General features: G+C 65.2%; 15 protein-coding genes and 1 pseudogene. 10 read left to right on the forward strand and 6 right to left on the reverse strand.

Going from position 1 to position 18,191, the window contains the following annotated elements:
- The first annotated feature begins 12 nt into the window (after positions 1-12).
- The 9 genes and pseudogenes from gcvT to AB0J29_RS00265 all read left to right on the forward strand — a co-directional run bounded on the left by gcvT (position 13) and on the right by AB0J29_RS00265 (position 10,241).
- The gene (gcvT, locus tag AB0J29_RS00225) at positions 13-1,140 is read left to right on the forward strand and encodes a glycine cleavage system aminomethyltransferase GcvT (protein WP_364777853.1); all 1,128 of its coding nucleotides are present in this window, start codon (positions 13-15) and stop codon (positions 1,138-1,140) included.
- A gap of 118 nt (positions 1,141-1,258) precedes the next feature.
- Positions 1,259-1,663 carry a glycine cleavage system protein GcvH gene (gene gcvH, locus AB0J29_RS00230; RefSeq protein ID WP_364776891.1) on the forward strand — a complete coding sequence of 135 codons (405 nt, stop codon included), beginning with the start codon at positions 1,259-1,261 and terminating at the stop codon, positions 1,661-1,663.
- A gap of 144 nt (positions 1,664-1,807) precedes the next feature.
- Positions 1,808-3,076, forward strand: a complete 1,269-nt coding sequence (gene glyA, locus AB0J29_RS00235; protein ID WP_364776893.1) for a serine hydroxymethyltransferase — start codon at positions 1,808-1,810, stop codon at positions 3,074-3,076.
- Positions 3,077-3,155: 79 nt separating this feature from the next.
- Positions 3,156-4,538, forward strand: a complete 1,383-nt coding sequence (locus tag AB0J29_RS00240; protein ID WP_364776895.1) for an L-serine ammonia-lyase — start codon at positions 3,156-3,158, stop codon at positions 4,536-4,538.
- 205 nt (positions 4,539-4,743) lie between these two features.
- Positions 4,744-5,241, forward strand: coding sequence for a MarR family transcriptional regulator (locus AB0J29_RS00245; RefSeq protein WP_364776897.1), 498 nt, complete (start codon positions 4,744-4,746; stop codon positions 5,239-5,241).
- Between the two features lie 37 nt (positions 5,242-5,278).
- Positions 5,279-6,772 (forward strand): annotated as a pseudogene (locus AB0J29_RS00250) (MDR family MFS transporter); the annotation flags it as partial.
- 186 nt (positions 6,773-6,958) lie between these two features.
- A complete protein-coding gene (locus AB0J29_RS00255) occupies positions 6,959-7,825 on the forward strand; it encodes a carboxypeptidase-like regulatory domain-containing protein (protein WP_364777856.1) in 867 nt (288 codons plus the stop codon).
- Entirely contained in the window at positions 7,825-8,646 is an 822-nt protein-coding gene (locus AB0J29_RS00260) for a YceI family protein (RefSeq protein ID WP_364776899.1), read from the forward strand. The genes AB0J29_RS00255 and AB0J29_RS00260 overlap by 1 nt, the downstream gene beginning before the upstream one ends.
- Before the next feature lie 44 nt (positions 8,647-8,690).
- Positions 8,691-10,241, forward strand: coding sequence for an AMP-binding protein (locus AB0J29_RS00265; RefSeq protein WP_364776901.1), 1,551 nt, complete (start codon positions 8,691-8,693; stop codon positions 10,239-10,241).
- A gap of 124 nt (positions 10,242-10,365) precedes the next feature.
- Here AB0J29_RS00265 and AB0J29_RS00270 read toward each other — a convergent pair whose 3' ends face one another.
- The 5 genes from AB0J29_RS00270 to AB0J29_RS00290 form a co-directional block, all read right to left on the reverse strand.
- Positions 10,366-11,523 (reverse strand): radical SAM protein, encoded by a 1,158-nt coding sequence (locus AB0J29_RS00270; RefSeq protein WP_364776903.1) that lies wholly within the window; start codon positions 11,521-11,523, stop codon positions 10,366-10,368.
- Positions 11,524-11,657: 134 nt separating this feature from the next.
- Entirely contained in the window at positions 11,658-11,843 is a 186-nt protein-coding gene (rpmF, locus tag AB0J29_RS00275; RefSeq protein ID WP_364776905.1) for a 50S ribosomal protein L32, read from the reverse strand.
- Positions 11,844-12,547: 704 nt separating this feature from the next.
- Positions 12,548-13,549: a class I SAM-dependent methyltransferase gene (locus tag AB0J29_RS00280; protein ID WP_364776907.1), complete on the reverse strand. Its 1,002-nt coding sequence runs from the start codon at positions 13,547-13,549 to the stop codon at positions 12,548-12,550.
- Entirely contained in the window at positions 13,492-13,971 is a 480-nt protein-coding gene (locus AB0J29_RS00285; protein WP_364776909.1) for a pyridoxamine 5'-phosphate oxidase family protein, read from the reverse strand. Before AB0J29_RS00285 ends, AB0J29_RS00280 begins: the two co-directional genes overlap by 58 nt.
- A gap of 12 nt (positions 13,972-13,983) precedes the next feature.
- A complete protein-coding gene (locus tag AB0J29_RS00290; RefSeq protein ID WP_364776911.1) occupies positions 13,984-15,408 on the reverse strand; it encodes an MFS transporter in 1,425 nt (474 codons plus the stop codon).
- Positions 15,409-15,495: 87 nt separating this feature from the next.
- Between AB0J29_RS00290 and AB0J29_RS00295 the strand changes: the two genes are divergently transcribed.
- A complete protein-coding gene (locus AB0J29_RS00295) occupies positions 15,496-15,945 on the forward strand; it encodes a helix-turn-helix domain-containing protein (protein WP_364776913.1) in 450 nt (149 codons plus the stop codon).
- An 85-nt stretch (positions 15,946-16,030) separates the two neighbouring features.
- Here the strand turns inward: AB0J29_RS00295 and AB0J29_RS00300 are convergent, their stop codons facing one another.
- Positions 16,031-18,190, reverse strand: coding sequence for an MMPL family transporter (locus tag AB0J29_RS00300; protein ID WP_364776915.1), 2,160 nt, complete (start codon positions 18,188-18,190; stop codon positions 16,031-16,033).
- Position 18,191 lies beyond the last annotated feature (1 nt).

Raw genomic sequence — 18,191 nt, forward strand, 5'->3', positions numbered from 1 at the left:
ATTCGCGCAGACATGAGCACCGTTTCGTCCGTCTCGACATCCCCTGCATCTCCGCTGCTCGAAGAGCACGCGAACCTCGAGGCCAGCTTCACCGACTTCGCCGGCTGGCAGATGCCACTCAGGTACGACAGCGAGCTCGCCGAGCACCGGGCCGTGCGCAGCACTGCCGGGCTCTTCGACCTTTCGCACATGGGCGAGATCGCGATCACCGGCCCCGCCGCCGGTGCGCTGCTCGACTATGCGCTGGTCGGCGAACTCTCCAAGATCGGCATCGGGCGGGCCAAGTACTCGCTGCTGTGCAACGCCGACGGCGGAGTGATCGACGACCTGGTCGTCTACCGGCTCGCCGACGAGCACTTCCTGGTCGTGGCCAATGCGTCCAACGCGCCGACCGTGGCACGCGAACTCCTCTCGCGCGCTGAGGGATTCGATGCCGAGGTCGACGACCAGTCGGCGCAGACCGCGCTGATCGCCGTGCAGGGTCCGGCCGCCCAGGACATCGTGCAGGCACTGGTGCCGGACGAGCAGGTCGCAGTCGTGACGGAGCTCCGGTACTACGCGGTCACCCCCGCGTCGGTCGCCGGCATCGACGTGCTGCTCGCCCGCACCGGGTACACCGGCGAGGACGGCTTCGAGCTGTACGTGGTCAACGAGCAGGCGGTGCGCCTGTGGCGGGCACTGCTCGACGCGACCGCGGACCGTGGCGGTGTGCCGGCCGGTCTCGCCTGCCGCGACACCCTGCGGCTCGAGGCGGGCATGGCGCTTTACGGTCACGAGCTGACCCTGGACACCAACCCCTACGAGGCCGGGCTCGGCAAGGTGGTCCGGTTGGGCAAGGAGTTCGTGGGACGCACTGCGCTGCAGGAACTCTCGGCGCGGCCCATCGAGCGGGTGCTGGTGGGACTGAAGGGCACCAGCCGGCGCGCGGCCCGCGCCCACTACACCGTGTACGACGCGGCGGGCGAGACAGCAGTCGGTGTCGTCACCTCTGGTGCGCTCTCGCCGACGCTCGGCTACCCGGTCGCGCTCGCCTTCGTGGACGCGGCTCTGCAGGAGTCCGGGACGGAGCTGACCGTCGATATCCGCGGCAAGAAGGAACCCTTCGTGGTCACTCCCTCGCCCTTCTATCGCCGCTCCTGAAGCCGGAGCGCTCCGCGTTCGAACACGCAGCGCTCGAACATTTCGCGCTCGAACACACAGCGCGCCAACACCGTTGACCTACCCAGTCACCAACGAAAGCACTCGAGAAGGTACCAGCATGTCCTCATCCAATCTGCCTGACGACCGCAGCTACACCGCCGACCACGAGTGGGTGGCCATCGAACCAGGAGCCGACCTCCCCGACCACCCTGTCCGAGTCGGCATCACCTCGATCGCCGTCGACTCGCTCGGCGAGCTGGTCTTCGTGGACCTGCCCGAGGTCGGCGCCACCATAGTCGCCGGCGAGAGTTGCGGTGAGGTCGAGTCCACCAAGACCGTCTCCGAGCTGTACCCGCCGGTCAGCGGCCGTGTGACCCTGGTCAACAGCGCCGTTGTCGACGACCCGAGTCTGGTCACCTCCGACCCCTACGGGGAGGGCTGGCTGTTCGCCGTGCAGCCCGCCGCCGCCGGTGACCTGTTGACCGCCGCCCAGTACGCCGAGCAGAACGGAGTCGTGGCATGAGCGGTCAGGCGCGGAGGTGGCAGCGGAGTGTGACCATGCAGCGCCCCGTTCATGCCAGAGAGGACACGGCATGAGCGGTCAGGCGCGGAGGTGGCAGCGGAGTGTGACCACGCAGCGCCCCGTTCATGCCAGAGAGGACACAGCATGAGCATCCTGGACCGGACCCTCGCGGATTTCGATCCCGAGGTCGCCGCACTCATCGGTAAGGAACTCGAGCGTCAGCGCACTGGGCTCGAGATGATCGCTTCCGAGAACCACGCGCCGATCGCCGTCATGCAGGCGCAGGGTTCGGTGCTGACCAACAAGTACGCCGAGGGCTACCCGGGGCGTCGGTACTACGGCGGGTGCGAGCACGTCGACGGGATCGAGCAACTCGCCATCGACCGAATCAAGGCACTCTTCGGCGCGAAGTTCGCCAACGTGCAGCCACACTCCGGAGCCACGGCGAACGCGTCGGTGATGCACGCGCTGATCAAGCCGGGCGACACCATCTTCGGCCTGTCCCTCGCCGACGGTGGACACCTCACGCACGGCATGCGGCTGAATTTCTCCGGGAAGCTGTACAACGTCGCGGCGTACGGGGTCTCGGACAGCGACTACCTCATCGACATGGACGAGGTGGCCAGGGCGGCACGCGAGCGCAAGCCGCAGCTGATCATCGCCGGCTGGTCGGCCTACCCCCGGCATCTGGACTTCGCCCGCTTTCGCGAGATCGCGGATGAGGTCGGCGCCTACCTGATGGTGGACATGGCCCACTTCGCCGGGCTCGTCGCGGCCGGGCTGCACCCGTCACCGGTCCCGTACGCGCACGTGGTCACCTCGACGACCCACAAGACGCTCGGCGGACCGCGCGGCGGCATCATCCTCACCAACGAGGCCGACATTGCGAAGAAGATCAACTCGGCGGTGTTCCCCGGCCAGCAGGGTGGGCCGCTCGAGCACGTCATCGCAGGCAAGGCGACCGCATTCAAGATGGCCGCCCAGCCCGAGTTCGCCGAGCGGCAGCAGCGCTGCCTCGACGGCGCCAAGATCCTGGCGGAGCGGTTGAATCAACCGGACGTGCAGGGCGCCGGCATCTGCGTGCTGACCGGCGGGACCGACGTGCACCTGGTCCTGGTCGACCTGCGGGACGCGGAGATCGACGGCCAGCAGGCGGAGGATCGGCTCGACGCGATCGGAATTACCGTCAATCGCAACGCGGTGCCGTTCGATCCGCGTCCGCCGATGGTGACCTCGGGCCTGCGAATCGGCACCCCGGCCCTGGCTGCCAGGGGTTTCGACGCCGGGGACTTCGCGAAGGTCGCCGACCTCATCGCCCAGGCTTTGATCGCGGCGCCGGAGGCGGACATGTCGGCGCTGGCGACCGACGTGCGCACACTCGCCGACAAGTACCCCCTGTACCCGGAGCTGTAGAGCATGGCTGCGCCGCCCTTACATCCGTTCCTCGCTGCGCCGCGGCACTCGCTGCGATGATCCGGAAGGACCTCGACTCATGACCGTCAGCGTGTTCGACCTCTTCACGGTCGGCATCGGTCCGTCCAGTTCCCACACCGTCGGCCCGATGCGGGCGGGCGGGAGGTTCGCCGCGGCCCTCGCTTCCCGCGGTGTGCTCGATGCCGTCGCCGGTGTCCGCGTCGACCTCTATGGATCGCTCGCGGCCACCGGCGCCGGCCACGGCACCTTCTCCGCGATCCTGCTCGGGCTGGAGGGGTATCGACCGGAGACCATCGAGACGCGCGAGAAGGACCGTCGCCTCGCGACGTTGCGGCAGACCCGTCGGATCATGCTGGGCGGCGTCCGAGAGATCGATCTCGCCGAAGACGAGATCGTGCTGCATCCGTTGACCGTTCGGGACTTTCATCCGAATGCGATGACTGTCACCGCGACCGACGACGGCGGGCAGGAACTGCTGCGGGAGACCTACTACTCCATCGGCGGCGGCTTCGTGGTCACTGAGTTCGAGGCGGACGCGCCGGCGCAGGCGGACCCGCTGGCGCTCTCGTTCGGTTCCGCGAAGGAGTTGCTGGAGATCACCGAGCACCTCGGGATCTCGATCGGCGACGTGATGCTCGAGCACGAATGTGCGGCCAGGCCCGAGTGCGAGGTGCGCAGCCAGTTGCTGCACATCAGGGACGTGCTGGTGGAGTGTTTCGAGCTGGGTATTTCGCGGGTGGGTTATCTGCCGGGTGGACTGCGCGTCCGGCGTCGGGCCCACGACTGGTACGAACGTCTACGTCACGAGGATCCCCACCGGGACCCCGCCTTTGCCGAGGACTGGGTCAATCTGGTGGCCCTGGCGGTCAACGAGGAGAACGCCTCCGGGGGACGGATCGTCACCGCTCCCACGAACGGTGCGGCCGGGATCATTCCTGCGGTGCTGCACTACGCCACCCACTACACGCCGATGGGCAAGTCCGATCCGGACGGCACGGCTATTCGTTTCCTGCTGGCGGCGGGTGCGGTCGGTTCCCTCTACAAGGAGCGCGCCTCGATTTCGGGCGCCGAGGTCGGGTGCCAGGGTGAGGTTGGGTCCGCCGCCTCGATGGCGGCGGCGGGGCTCGCGGAGATCCTCGGCGGCACGCCGGCGCAGGTGGAAAATGCTGCGGAGATCGCCATGGAGCACAGCCTGGGCCTGACATGCGATCCCATCGGCGGGCTCGTCCAGATTCCGTGCATCGAACGGAACGCGATCTCGGCGGGCAAGGCCATCAATGCGGCCCGAATGGCGTTGCGCGGGGACGGAACTCATCGTGTCAGCCTCGACCAGGTGATCGAGACGATGCGCGCGACCGGGCTGGACATGAGCTCGAAGTACAAGGAGACGTCCATGGGCGGGCTCGCCGTCAACGTCTCGGTCAACGTCGTCGAATGCTGATCGAGGGTAACCGGCAAGAAAAGGAACAGTCAGTCGGAATGATGATCCTCGCCTGATCGGTGATGATCGCCGTTGCAACCGCACCGGCAGAGTCCACGCGCGCCAACCACCGACAGCAATACGCCACCGCCAGATAGTTGCTTAGCGCAAGCAAACTATATATAGTTGCGTAGCACAAGCAACTAATCTCGTGCTGGGAGTGGGTATGGCAGTGTCACCCGATACGGCTCAGAGCCTGATAAAGGAGCTCTATTTCGTGGGCCGGGCGATCCGCGCTGCCCTCTCGCACCCGGAAGAAGGGCACCTGCTTCCGGGGGGCGTCGGCGTGCTGGGCTCCCTCGAGGCCAGGGGGCCGTGCCGGCAGGTGGATCTGGCCGTGGACTTGTGTATCAGCCCATCGACATTGAGCAGGCATGTCGCCGAGCTGGTGAGTTCCGGCGACATTGCCCGCCATGCCGATCCCAGCGACGGCCGGGCCACCCTCATCCAAATCACTGACCAAGGACGCGATCTGTTGCGGCGCATCCGGGTGTCGCGGGCACGGGGATTGCAGGCTGCGCTCGCCGATTGGAGCGAGGACGAAGCCGAGCAGGCCGTCATGGTTGTTCAGAAGCTCAGGAATTCATTGGCCGCAGTTGAGCACCACCCCGCGGTGGGCGAGCGCGAGCCGGTTTCGACAGAGAGTCAGGGAGTCGATGTCTAATTCAGTCGATGCGGGGACGCGGCGCGATCCGGACGCGATGACCCATCGTCAAGTCCTGGAAGCCATGACCGGGCTGTTGGCAGCGCTGTTCACGGCGCTGCTCAGCACCACGATTGTGTCGACCGCGCTACCCACGATCATCGGCGACCTGGAGGGGTCGCAGACCGCATACGCCTGGGTTATCACCACGGCGCTGCTGGCCAACGCCGCGTCCACCCCGATCTGGGGCAAGTTCGCCGATCTGTTCAACAAGAAGCTGTTGGTCCAGTCGGCCATCGTCATCTTCGTCGTCGGTTCGGTGATCGCCGGCGTCGCGGGCAACGTGCCCATGCTGTTGGCGGCACGCGTCATCCAGGGTGTCGGCATGGGCGGGTTGACCGCGCTCGTCGTCGCGATCATCGGCTCCATCGTCGCGCCGCGCGAACGTGGACGGTATTCCGGCTACATGGGTGCCGTGATGGCGGTTTCGATGTCGGGTGGACCCATCCTCGGCGGCGTCATCGTCGACAGTCCGCTCGGCTGGCGCTGGTGCTTCTTCGTGTGTGTGCCCCTGGCCGTGATCGCACTGGTGCTGCTGCAGCGGACCTTGCGGCTGCCCACCGAGCGTAAGGACGGGGTGTCGATCGACTGGCTCGGCGCCACACTGCTCACCGGCGGTGTGTCGATCCTGCTCGTTTGGGTGTCGTTCGTCGGGAAGGCCGGCTACTACGCCTGGCTCTCCAGAGAATCGGCGCTCTACGTCGGCATCGGCGTGCTGTTGCTGATCGCGACCGTGTGGGTCGAGTCCCGCGCCGAGTCGCCGATCATCCCACTGGCGATCGTCACCGAACGAACCACCGGTCTGGCGATCATCGCCTCGATCGCGGTCGGAGTCGGCATGTTCGGTGCGACGACTTTCCTGGGCCAGTACTTCCAGACCGCACGCGGATACTCACCGACTGTGGCGGGTGTGCTGACCATCCCGATGGTCGCGGGCATGCTCGTCGCCTCGGTCGGCTCCGGGCAGCTGATCACCCGGTTCGGCCAGTGGAAGCCCTTCGTGGTCGCAGGCGGCGCGCTGCTGGTGGTCGGATTCACGCTGCTCTCGACAATCGACCACGCGACGAACCTGTGGCTGGTCGGTATGTACATCGCCGTTGTCGGGCTCGGCGTCGGCATGATGATGCAGAACCTGGTGCTGGCCGTGCAGAACACCGTGAGTGTGCACAACATCGGCGCGGCGTCCAGCAGCGTCGCCTTCTTCCGCACGTTTGGCGGCGCGATCGGTGTCTCGGTGCTCGGTTCGGTGCTGGCTACCCGCGTGAGCGAGCTGTCGGCAGAAGGTTTCGCGAGGCTCGGTGTGACCGCTAGGTCCTCCGGCGGCAGCAACCTGAAGATCGATGCCTTGCCGACACCGATAGCCACGATCGTGCGCGCCTCCTACGGTGATGCGACCGGCCGGATCTTCCTCATCGCCGCGGGTTCGACGGTCGTCGCCCTCATTGCGACCATACTGCTGCCGAACCGTCCGCTGCGCCGTACGATCGACATCGATCCGGCCCTCGACCCGACCACGAAAGAGTCTGCGTTGCAGGACAATCCGACCGCCGCGGACGGCATGGCGGCACTGGATGCCGAACTGGCTGCACTCGCGGAGTCGAGCTGGGACGAAACCCAACTCCAGGAACGCACTGAGCGGAAGTTGTCCGAGCCCGAACCGGTGCCGGCCGCGTCGGTCATGGGGCATGCGGCGGTAGAACAGAACGGTCGTGTGTACCGGGTCGATGCGTCGGCACAGACCGGTGTGTCGACTGGCGGCTTGTCCGCATCGGACTTCGACGGTGGGGCGTTGGGCGGTTGTGTCCATCGTGAGGACGGTCGTCCGGTGCCGGGTGCGGTATTGACGTTGATTGATCAGGCCGGCCGCCAGGTCGCGCGGGCGACCAGTGCTGCCGATGGTGGTTATGCGATCACTGCGCGGGAGAGGGGCGGCTATGTGTTGATCGTGTCGGCGATGGGGCACCAGCCGGCGGCGGTCAACGTGTCGGTCGGTCCGCGGCCCCAGCACCTGGATCTGACTTTGGTGGGTTCCGGTGAACTATCGGGCGTGGTCCGGACCGCCGTCCATGGTGTGCCATTGTCGGGTGCGACCGTCACGCTGACCGATGTGCGTGGTGAGGTGGTCGGGGCGGCTGTCACGGGCGGCGACGGCACTTACGTGTGCCACGGTGTGGTGTCGGGTGTGTATACCTTGGTCGCGGTCGCTGAGCATATGCGTCCCAGTGCCACCACATTGACGGTGCCGGACAGTGGTGTGTTGCGTCATGACATCGAGTTGGCCGCGATGGCGGTGCTTGCCGGGACCGCGTGGGCCGACGGCGGCCGGGCGGCGCCGGATGTGCTGGTCAGTGTGCTCGACGCGGCGGGTGAGGTGACCGCGACGGCACGTACCGACGAGAACGGCTGTTACGTCGTGACCGATCTGCTCGAAGGGCAGTACACCGTGGTTGCCCGTGGCTATCCGCCGGTGACCGGGCAGGTCACGGTATCCGGTGGCGAGGTTGCCTACGATGTGCGGCTCGGTTACGAGCCGGGGGATCGTTGATGAGTGGGTTGACCGGTCGTGTGTGCACCGCACAGGGGTGGCCGGTGCCGGATGCGGTGTTGACGGTGACGGATATGAGGGGGCACCAGATCGCCCGCGCGGTCGTCGACGAGACCGGGGCGGTGGGCACCGAGCTGTTGCCTGCAGGTGTTCATATCGCGGTGCTCACCGCCGTCGGGTTCGAGCCGGTGGCGCGGACCGTGCAGATCTCCGCGGTCGGGACGGGTGTGCTCGGTGAGGTGGTGTTGGTGCCGGTCGCGGGGGCGGTGGCATCGCCGCCGCCGGGGCCGTGGACGATCGATCCGGCGCATTCGACGGTGATCGCCACCGTGCGTCATCTCGGTATTGCCAGCATCAAGGCCCGATTCGCGGAGGTGAGTGGGCGGCTCGAAGTTGCTGAGCCGTTCGAGCGGTCCACGGGGTACGCGGAGATCAAGGCGGCGAGTATCGATACCGGTATCTCGATGCGTGACGATCACCTGCGTTCGCCGGAGTTCTTGGATGTCGACAGCTATCCGCTGATCACTTTCACCGGCAGCGGGTTGCGTCGCACCGGTGGTGACACCTGGGTGATGTCGGGTGAGCTGACCCTGCACGGGCAGTGTCGCCCGGTCGATCTCGAGGTGACCTATGGTGGTTTCGGAGCGGATCCGTGGGGTGGTGTGCGTGCTGCGTTCCACGCCGAAACACTATTGCACCGCAACGATTTCGCGATCGATTACAACGCGGTCGTGCGCGCGGGAGTGGCCGCCGTCGGCACCACCGTCAAACTCGACCTCGACGTCGAAGTTGTACAGGGCGAGCAGCTACCCGCAATCTAGGCAACTGCGGCCGAAATATCTTGTACTGGCAAGGATCTTTCACCATGAGCCCATTGACCCGAGACCTGATCGTGCGGGGCGCCCGCCAGCACAGCGAGCGGACAGCAGTGATCTGCGGAGACCGCCGGATGACGTTCCGCGAGGTCGACGAACTCAGCAGTCAGCTGGCACATGCCATGCTTGCGCAAGGATGCGAATACCGTTCACGCGTCGCATTGCTTGTCAACAACAGCATCTACACCGTCCCGACCGACTTCGCATGCGTCAAGGCGGGCATCAACCGCGTCCCGCTCAATTCCCGGCTCTCCGTCGAAGAGCACAGCCGAATGATCGCCGAAACCGGCTGCACCGCCCTGTTCTACGGCCCGGACCTGGCCGATCGCGCGCAGCAATTGGCACAGCGATTCCCGCAGCTGCGATGTGTGGGCCTCGAGTCGTCGTTCGACGACACCCGCACGCTCTTCGATGTCGCGGCCACCATGCCCAACACTCTCCCCGACATCGCCGTCGAGCCGGACGACGTGATCTTGACCCTGTTCACCTCTGGTACCACGGGAGTCCTCAAGGCAGCGCAGCACACCCAGCGCACGTATGCGGGTATCGCACGCAACGTGCTCCTGAACCTCCTCCAGGTTGCGCCCGACGACGTGATGGCGCATTCGGCGTCGCTGATCCACGCCAGCGGGGTGTTCGTCCTCCCGTTCTGGTTGCGCGGTGCCACCACCTTGGTTCTTCCCGGATTCGATCCCGACACCTTCGTCGAGCAGATCGCCACCCACCGGGTCACCTCGACCATCCTGGTACCGACGATGGTCCAGATGCTGTTGCAGCGCACCAGTTTCGACCCCGAGCTCGTCTCGTCGCTGCGATACCTGATCTATGGTGCGTCGCCCATGCCGCTCGTCACGATCAAGGACGCGATGGCAGCCCTGCCGCACGTGCAGTTCCTGCAGTACTACGGGCAGACCGAGGCTCCGCTGTGTCTGACGGTCCTACGTCACGAGGATCACCACGGCGAACGCCTGCACTCGTGTGGGCAGCCGGCCCTGGACGTCGAGATCAGGCTTGTCGACGAACACGGAAACGACGTCGAGACAGGAACACCCGGCGAAATCGTGGTGCGCGCACCGTCCGCCGTTGCCGGCTACTTCAACGCGCCCGAACTCAACGAGGCCACCTTCACCGAAGACGGTTGGGTACACACCCGCGACGTCGGCGTCTTCGACGAGCACGGCTTCCTCTACCTCAAAGACCGGCTCTCCGACATGATCGTCTCCGGTGGATACAACGTCTATCCGCGGGAGGTCGAGGAACAACTGCTCGCGCACCCGGCTGTCGCCGAAACGATTGTCGTCGGTGCACCCGACCCGGTCTGGGTCGAGGCCGTGACCGCCGTTGTCGTCCTCGCTCCCGGCCACGACGAATCCGAACAGCTCCGCAGCGAACTGATCGCCTTCGTCGCCGAAGGCCTTGCCTCCTATAAGAAACCCCGCAACCTCGTGTTCCGCTCATCCGTTCCCAAGACAGCAGTCGGCAAGCTCGACAGGAAGTCCCTGCGCCAGGAGCTTCGCGACCAGAGCGAAACGACCGCCTGACCGAACCATCGATGCCGACGAGTTCGGCGACTGTCGAGTCCTTCCCGAGCGTGCGAGCTCGAGGAAGTATCCGACGTCGCCGACCGTGTCGATCTGCCCCGATGTGGATGCGGTAGGCCGGCGATCAGTCGCAACAGGGTGGACTTGCCGCCATTGCGGTCGACGAGTCAGGTTCGGCCCGCCGTGCAGGTGCCGCCGAGGCGGTCGAGCGCAACTGTACCGTCAGGCCATTCGACTGTGCGGTCTCTGAGGGGTGACGACGGAGCTCGTGGACATCGGTGGGTTCTCCTTCGACCGCTCGTGGCGAACGGTCAATGTAGTGCGATGGTTTCGGTGTTGTCGGCGCCGTGCCTTCGGCGCCTGGTTCGAGGTAACGGGCGTGCAGTTGTCCGCACGCCGCATCGATGGCGGTGCCGAGTTGGCGGCGCCTGGTTGCCTGGATTCCTTTGGCGTGCAGTCCCTGTACGAACTCGTCGACCCGTCTGCTGCGGGGCGCTCGGTAGGTCGGGTCTGCTCCGGTCGCGTCGTTGTAGCGGATAACGCTGACGTGGAACAACTCCGGTCGGGACCGCTCCCGCACCAGCATGGCGAGAGCGTCGAGGTGTTCGTCGCTGTCATTGACGCCAGCGATGAGCAGGTAGGCGAGATAGATCTTCCTGCGGCTGGCGACCGCATGCCGGTCGAGGATGCTCAGGTTCTCCGCTAGTGGGTAGCGGTCCTCGAGCGGAATGATCCGGGCACGTTGATCGGGGAACGGTGAGTGCACCGACAACGTGATCGTCACCTGTGGGTGCTCGTCGACCAATCGGGCGAGGTTCGGTGCGAATCCCACCGTGGACACGGTGAGTCGCCGCGCAGACAGACCTGCGTAGTCGGCGTCGGTGAGAAAGACAATCGATTCGAACAGGGCGGGGTTCGCAAGTGCCTCACCCATACCCATGAATGCGACGCTCGCTGGCCGCGAGAGGCCGGCGCGGGTCCAGTGCGGATGCATCACCTGGGCGGCAATCTCGTCGACGGTGAGGTTGCGAACAAGACCCGCCGCTCCGCTCGCGCAGAATGTGCAACCCAGACCGCATCCGGCCTGCGACGAGATGCACATCGAATCCGACCCTTCGCGGTAGTGCGACACGACAGTCTCTATGCGAGAACCGGATTCGGAGGCAAACAGCACCTTCTCGACGTAGTCGTCATGCTGTACGGCGACGACGGTAAGGGGGTGCAAGTGCGCACCGAACCGCTCGGACAATTCACGCCGAAGCCCCACCGGGAGCGTGTGCACGTCAGCGAACGTCTCCGCGGTCGATCCCCGCCAAGCCGAGATCAACTGTTGGAAACGGAACTCCGGCTCTCCGATCTCAGTGAGGTGGTCACGAATCCGACTCCACCGACTACGCGATGTCAGTACGGCGGGACTCACGTGTCACCGTTGCGCACAGGCAGGATCTGGCGACCCTGGTAGAAGCCGCAGTACGCGCACACCCGATGCGGCAGTGTGGCCTTTCCGCACGCTGGATTGGTGCAGGTCGTGAGCGTGGGAACCGGCGCCTTCCACTGTGCGCGGCGGTGACGGGAACGTGATCGAGAGGTGCGATGCTGCATGTGACGGCCTTTCGAGAGAGGTTGCTGGTCAGCAGTGCTGAAAAAGCGACCGATCACGGGCAGTCGTGAGGCAGAGGAAGTGGATGCTCGATTCCCAAGTGCCGAAAGGCATCCCAGACAGGTCAGCCTAGGCTGAAACGGCCGGATGGATGGGGACAGCTGACATCGCTCTGTGCGCGGAACATGACCGGTGATCGGTGCAGCGCGAACGTGCCGGGGGTGGGATCAGTCAGAAGGCGCAGCGAGATGGCGCAGATGTGCGCCAGGCCACAACCTTTGATGAAAGGGATGAGGTCATTCACCGGGGCGCAAATCCGCGCCCTACTCGGTAAAAGGCCACCGGCAGTTCGGTGGCTAGATTCTGTCGACCTCGATGAGCATGGAACCAGCCTATCAGCAGGTTTCGAGCGGGCCCAACAGGGGTTCGAGCCGATGCGGTCCAGCGAAGCACGGTCCAGCGAAGCACGGTCCAGCGGGTCTCGGTGTCGCAGTGCAGTTTCCGCGTGAGCATGGCGAGCGCCGAGGCCGCCGGACAGTGGTTCGCCGTGTAGTTCTGAACGTGCGGACGGTTCGCTGTTCAGCGATAGTTGGCGATTTCCGCGTTCACCCGTCGAGATGGGGCGATTTCAGCCAGTTCCGACGAGTGGAACAACGCCCAGGCCCGTTGCTTCAGCGCCCGGGCTGTAATGGATTGTGTCGCATGCTCAGAACCGGCAGCGCAGGGTTGCCGCAGAGTAGCGATAGGCCGGGATGACGTAGACGAGCATGCACAGGAGTTTGTTCCACAGCGGCGTGCCGGGTTGCAGCCGTGGATCGGCTTGGCTGCGACGGTCCAGGCACTCCAGACGGGTATCAATCCGTGCTAACTCACCGATATCGTCGAGCGTCCAGTCCAGCTGGATGCCGTACTTGCGGAAGAAGGGCCGGGAGTCGGTCTTGCGTTTGTTCTTCGTCGTCTTCGACGAATAGGCCGTGAAGACGAATTCGCCGCGCGGGAAGTGATCGATGACCTGGCGAAACGTGGTGCGCACCTGATCGGGCGTCAGGAACATCAGTAGGCTGTCGGCCACGGCGATCACCGGTCGGTCACCGGGGATCTGTTCCAGCCAGTCCGGATCGGTGACCGACGCGCCGACAGCGAAGTAGCCAGGACGTTCAGGGTAGAGACGGTTGCGTGCCTCGATGAGCGTCGGGAAATCCACGTCGTACCAGAGATGCCCGAGGCCGGGATCGATTCGGAAGACGCGGCTGTCGAATCCCGAGCCGAGGTCGAGCACGATCGCGTCGGGGTTGTCGGCCAGGAAACGTCGGACCCACTCATCCAGCAGCCTGGACCGGGCGGCAACGAAGAATCGGGCGTAGGCATCGTTGCGGAACTGAGTGAAATCGAAGTCCAGATTCCCCATGACAGTAGCTGCCCAGGTGTCCTTCAGCAGCGAGTGACGATCCTCGGCGTCGCGCCAGCGCAAGTACAGCGTCAGAAAGGCGGTCGCCTGCGAGCCCATGACATCGACGGTGATCGGTTGCATTGCACCTGCCTCCTCGATGGTGTGAAACAGCGTGAGGAATGTGCTCTCCGTGCGAGCCAGTCTACTGAGGCGGAAATCGATGATTTCAGCACCGTCGTAGTGCGGGCCGCGGGCTGACTTCAGACTTTCCATATTCTGCTTCGCAGATCGCTTCCGCGTACCACCTGAATCCGCCACGGTGTCAATCGAAGTACGTGCAGCTTCGGATCGTGGATACCTTGCCAGAACTGACCGAGCGGATAACCCGCGCCGGTGGGGCTGGTGCGCTGATACAGATCCCAGACGTGTTGCCGGGTGGTGAGATCCTCCACTGGGATCCATTGCGCGACGGCGTCGGCATGCACCGCGTTCTGGCGTTGCGTCCAGTAGGAGAAAGTAGTATTCGGATTCGTCGCCAGATGTGCCGCTTTCACCGGGGTGCGGTAGGTGGCCAGCCAGCCGAGGGGATTTCCGTCGACCACCTCCCACACGGGGATCAGGATTCTGGCGCGGGGGCGGCCCGCACCGTCGACGGTCACCATTGTCGCGTAATTGATATCGCCGACATAGGTGTCGAATTCACGGCGGATGTCGTCGAATGACGTTGTAGTGGTGGTCATTTCTAAGCTCTTTCAGGCGGGTGTGAGTTGATCGGTGGTGGAGTCACCGGGCACGGTGGCCCGGCGCAGGCCGAATAGTGCGATCACTGCGGCCAGTGCGGCGGTGACAACCGGGACGATGAGTGCGGTTCGCAGTGCGGTGACCTCGGAGCCAGTGGTCGCGACATTCACGGCGGTGGCGACCGAAATGCCGAGGGCGAAACCGAATTGGAAGGCGGTGTAGAGGAGGCCGCTGGCCAATCCCTGATCCTGTTCGTCGATTCCGTCGGTGCCCGCGATGGTGAGTGGTCCGTAGACGAGCGCAAAGGCCACACCCAGCAGCAGCATCGCTGGGAACATGGCGGCATAGGTGCGGTCCATATCGGTGGGCAGGAACAGCGCGTATGCGAGCACCGCGAGTAGCACGCCACCGAATATCACTCTGGCATTGCCGAATCGGTCCACCAGCCGTGGTGTCAATATCGGTGCGAGTACGGCATCGACGCCGATCACCGCCATGGCCAAGCCGGTGTGCACCGTCGACCAACCACGCAGTTCCTGGAAGTACAGCGTCGCCAGGAACTGGAACCCCGCGAACGATCCGACGAAGAGCAGCGCGATCACATTGGTACGCACCAGCGTTGCCGAGCGCAGGATATCCAGCCGTACCAGCGGGTTGGTCGAACGACGTTCGTTCACCACGAACAGTGCGAGTAACGACAGGCCCACGGCGAAAACCGCGACGGTCAGCGCCGGACCGTCGCTCGGATGTTCCAGCCGCACAACGCCGTACACCAACATCAGCATCGCACCGGTGATGGCGAAGGCGCCCGGCAGGTCGAAACCGCCCGAAATGCCCTCGGCCGCCTCGGAATCCCGCACCAATGCGATCGCCGCCACCAGGATCACCGCGGAGAGCAGGACCGGCGCGAAGAATACCCATCGCCAGCCCAGCGCCGTGAGCAGTCCGCCGGCCACCATGCCGAGGGAGAATCCACCCGCCGCGATGCCCGCGTAGACGAGCAGGGCCTTATTGCGCGCCGGGCCCTCGGCGAAGTTGGTGGTGATCAACGACAATCCGGCCGGAGCCATGAAGGCCGCGGCGACGCCGGTGACAAAGCGAGCCGTCAACAGCATCCAGCCTTCGGTCGCGAATCCACCCAATCCGGAGAACAGTAGGAATACCGTGAGCCACAGCAGGAACATGCGTCGCCGCCCCAGCAGGTCGGCGGCGCGACCGCCCAGCAGCATGAATCCGCCGTAACCGAGCACGTATGCGGAGACGACCCCGCTGAGCATCCCGGTGGAGAGGCCGAGATCGGCGCGGATCGACGGAAGTGCGACGTTCAGCATCGCGACATCGATCCCCTCCAGGAAGATCGCTCCACACAAAACCGCGAGCACTGACCAGGCGCGGCCGGACATCTCGGTGAAGACCGCCGGTCTCGAATTCGACATCGTATGACTCCCAACAGATGTGGTTACCGATCGTGAGGTCGGTTCCCTCTTGATACTGGCGTCGAGTTTTCGGCAGAATCCCTGATCATGGAAGACGGCACTTCGAAGTCACTCGGTCACTGCGGGGATACCGCGGCGGACTACGACGTTCTGCAGTGGGACACCCGGGTCGACTGTGAGGTCCGCCAGATCCTGGACCGGGTGGCCGATAAATGGTCACTGTTGGTCATCGCACTGCTCGACCAGCGCAGCCTGCGTTTCAGTGAACTCAAGCGAAAAATCGATGGCGTGAGCCAGCGCATGCTCACGCGCACGTTGCGGCATCTGGAACGCGACGGGCTGATCGAGCGCACGGTGTATCCAACGGTGCCGCCTCGAGTGGATTACGCACTGACCCCACTCGGCGCCAGCCTCCATACCACCATCAAGGCGCTGGTGGTATGGACCGAGACCCATCAGCACGAAATCGCCACGGCGCGTGACTCTTACGATCTCCGCACCCGCGAGGCCGAGGCCCTTCAACACGTATCGGCCTGATCCCGCACGTCTGGCGATTACGCGATGTAGGCGTGGCACAGCCGGTCGGGGGCTCGGTGTGAGCCGAGCCCCCGAGCCGGGTTCTTCAGTGGTGGGCGAAGCTGATCGCGGGGAGTGCCTTGCGTAGCCAGGCGGGGGACCACCAGGCGGCGTGTCCGGTCAGCCGCAGCAGAACCGGCAGCAGGACCAGGCGCACCGCGAAGGCGTCCAGCAGTACGGCGACGCCCAGGATGATGCCCATTTCCTTCGGTGGGAGCGGGTCGGCGAGGGCGAAGGTGAAGAACACTGCGACCATGACCGCCGCGGCGGCGAAGATCACGCGTCCGGAGTGGGCCATGCCGTCGACCTGAGCGATCTCGGGGTCGTTGGAGTGCTCGTAGTGTTCCTTCGCGGTGGCCAGCAGGAACACCGTGTAGTCCATGGCGATGGCGAAGATCATGGCGAAGAAGAACACCGGTCCCCAGCCGTCCAGGAAGCCCTGCGGGGTGAAGCCGAGCAGACCGGCGCCGTGTCCGTCCTGGAAGATCAGCTTGGCGACGCCGAACGCCGCGGCGGTGGACAGCAGACTGACCGCGGTGCCCAAGGCGGCGATCAACGGGGCTTGGAGGGCGATCAACAGCAGCGCGAATCCGAGAATCAGGATGATTGCGACGATGATCGGCAGGTATTCGTCGAGCGCGTGCTGCAGGTCCAGGTTTTCCGCGGGCGCGCCGCCGACCAGTGCGGCCGAAGGCAACTCGGTGCGCAGTCGATCCAGGATCTCGCCCAGGTGCTGGTCGGAGGGATCGACTGTCGGCAGGGCCTGCATCATCACCAGGCCGCTGCCATCGCGAGTGGGTTGCGGTGGGGTGACCATGCTGATCCCGTCGACCGTTTTCGCGGTCGCCGCGACCTGTGCCGCTTCGTCAGCGGGAGCGATGATCTGCAGCATTCCCGGTGCGCCCGTGCCCATTTGGGCCTGCACCAGTTCGTAGCCTTGGCGCACGGGCGCATCGGCTGGCACGACCTGGATGGACGGCATGGCGACCTTCAGACCTGTTACCGGCACCGCCAGGGCGATCAGCACGATCAGCGCGCCGATGGCGAATGGCCATGGCTTGTCGTGCAGTAGTCGGCCCCAGGCGGCGAATCGCGGCGACCGATGCTGTTGGCGCTTGGCGTGCGGAAGGGCACCGGCATTGACCTTGCCGCCCAAGGCGCCCAGCGCCGCGGGCAACAGCGTCAGGGTGGCCAGCAGCACGAAGGCCACCGCGAGCATGATGCCGACGGCCATGGTCCGGACCGCGGGGGCGGGCACGATCAACACGGCCGACAGACTGACCAGCACCGTAAGCCCGGATAACGCAACGGCTTTGCCCGCGGTGTCCATGGTTTCGGAAACCGCTGCCTTGGTGTTCGGCGCGGTGCCGAGCGCGTCGCGGAAGCGGGCGACGATGAACAGCGCGTAGTCGATACCGAGTGCGAGGGCGAACATCATGGCGAAGTTCATGGCCCACACCGAAATCGGCGTGATGTGGTTGAGCAGCACAAGTCCACCGGCGGAGGCAACCAGTCCGGCGAGGGTGAGCAGTAGCGGTAGTCCGGCGGCGACCAGTGACCCGAATGCCAGCACCATGATGGCCAAAGTGACTGGCCAAGAGAACATTTCGGCCTTCAGCATGGCGTCGTGGTTGGCCTTGTTGAAGTCGCTCCACAGTGCGGACGCACCGGTCGGGTAGACCTCGATTCCGTTGCCGGACAGTGCGGTGAGCGCGTCCTTGTGCTCGTCGACGGCCTTGACCATGTCATCGGTGGAGGCGTTCGCGCCCGCGATGAGGATGCCAGTGTGCCCGTCCCGGCTGATCGACATTCCTGGTTGCGGCGCGATCACCTCGCCGAAGCGCGCATCGCCGGAGAAGATATGGGTGGCCTCGCTCAGCACCCGCTGCACCTGCGGGCTGTCGATCGGCGCGGTGTCGGAGTGCACCACCACCTGTACTGCCGCTGAGGAGTTGCCGCCGAAGTGCTGTTGCGCGAGCTCGCGCACACGCACCGACTCCGACCCGTTGGCCTGCCAGCCGGCCCCGGCGAGGGAATCGAACACGCTGGGTGCGGCGGCGCCGAGAGCGACCAACAGCACCAGCCAGATGCCGAAAACCATCCGGGTGTGCCCGGCCACCAGGGCCCCGAGCCGACCCAGCATGCCGCTGGACCCGCCAGGCGGCGCGGTGTCGTGACGCGGGGAAATCGTCAGAGAGGCGGTCATC

Origin of the sequence: Nocardia sp. NPDC049707 (genome assembly GCF_040674855.1) — a bacterium.
Lineage (GTDB): Bacteria > Actinomycetota > Actinomycetes > Mycobacteriales > Mycobacteriaceae > Nocardia.

What these genes read in the sequence shown, in the direction of transcription:
- AB0J29_RS00300 (WP_364776915.1), bottom strand. Translation starts at nt 18,190, where the DNA reads ATGACCGCCTCTCTGACGATTTCCCCGCGTCACGACACCGCGCCGCCT.
- AB0J29_RS00285 (WP_364776909.1), bottom strand. Translation starts at nt 13,971, where the DNA reads ATGACCACCACTACAACGTCATTCGACGACATCCGCCGTGAATTCGAC.
- AB0J29_RS00260 (WP_364776899.1), top strand. Translation starts at nt 7,825, where the DNA reads ATGAGTGGGTTGACCGGTCGTGTGTGCACCGCACAGGGGTGGCCGGTG.
- glyA (WP_364776893.1), top strand. Translation starts at nt 1,808, where the DNA reads ATGAGCATCCTGGACCGGACCCTCGCGGATTTCGATCCCGAGGTCGCC.
- gcvT (WP_364777853.1), top strand. Translation starts at nt 13, where the DNA reads ATGAGCACCGTTTCGTCCGTCTCGACATCCCCTGCATCTCCGCTGCTC.
- AB0J29_RS00265 (WP_364776901.1), top strand. Translation starts at nt 8,691, where the DNA reads ATGAGCCCATTGACCCGAGACCTGATCGTGCGGGGCGCCCGCCAGCAC.
- AB0J29_RS00245 (WP_364776897.1), top strand. Translation starts at nt 4,744, where the DNA reads ATGGCAGTGTCACCCGATACGGCTCAGAGCCTGATAAAGGAGCTCTAT.
- gcvH (WP_364776891.1), top strand. Translation starts at nt 1,259, where the DNA reads ATGTCCTCATCCAATCTGCCTGACGACCGCAGCTACACCGCCGACCAC.
- AB0J29_RS00255 (WP_364777856.1), top strand. Translation starts at nt 6,959, where the DNA reads ATGGGGCATGCGGCGGTAGAACAGAACGGTCGTGTGTACCGGGTCGAT.
- AB0J29_RS00240 (WP_364776895.1), top strand. Translation starts at nt 3,156, where the DNA reads ATGACCGTCAGCGTGTTCGACCTCTTCACGGTCGGCATCGGTCCGTCC.
- AB0J29_RS00295 (WP_364776913.1), top strand. Translation starts at nt 15,496, where the DNA reads ATGGAAGACGGCACTTCGAAGTCACTCGGTCACTGCGGGGATACCGCG.
- AB0J29_RS00290 (WP_364776911.1), bottom strand. Translation starts at nt 15,408, where the DNA reads ATGTCGAATTCGAGACCGGCGGTCTTCACCGAGATGTCCGGCCGCGCC.
- rpmF (WP_364776905.1), bottom strand. Translation starts at nt 11,843, where the DNA reads ATGCAGCATCGCACCTCTCGATCACGTTCCCGTCACCGCCGCGCACAG.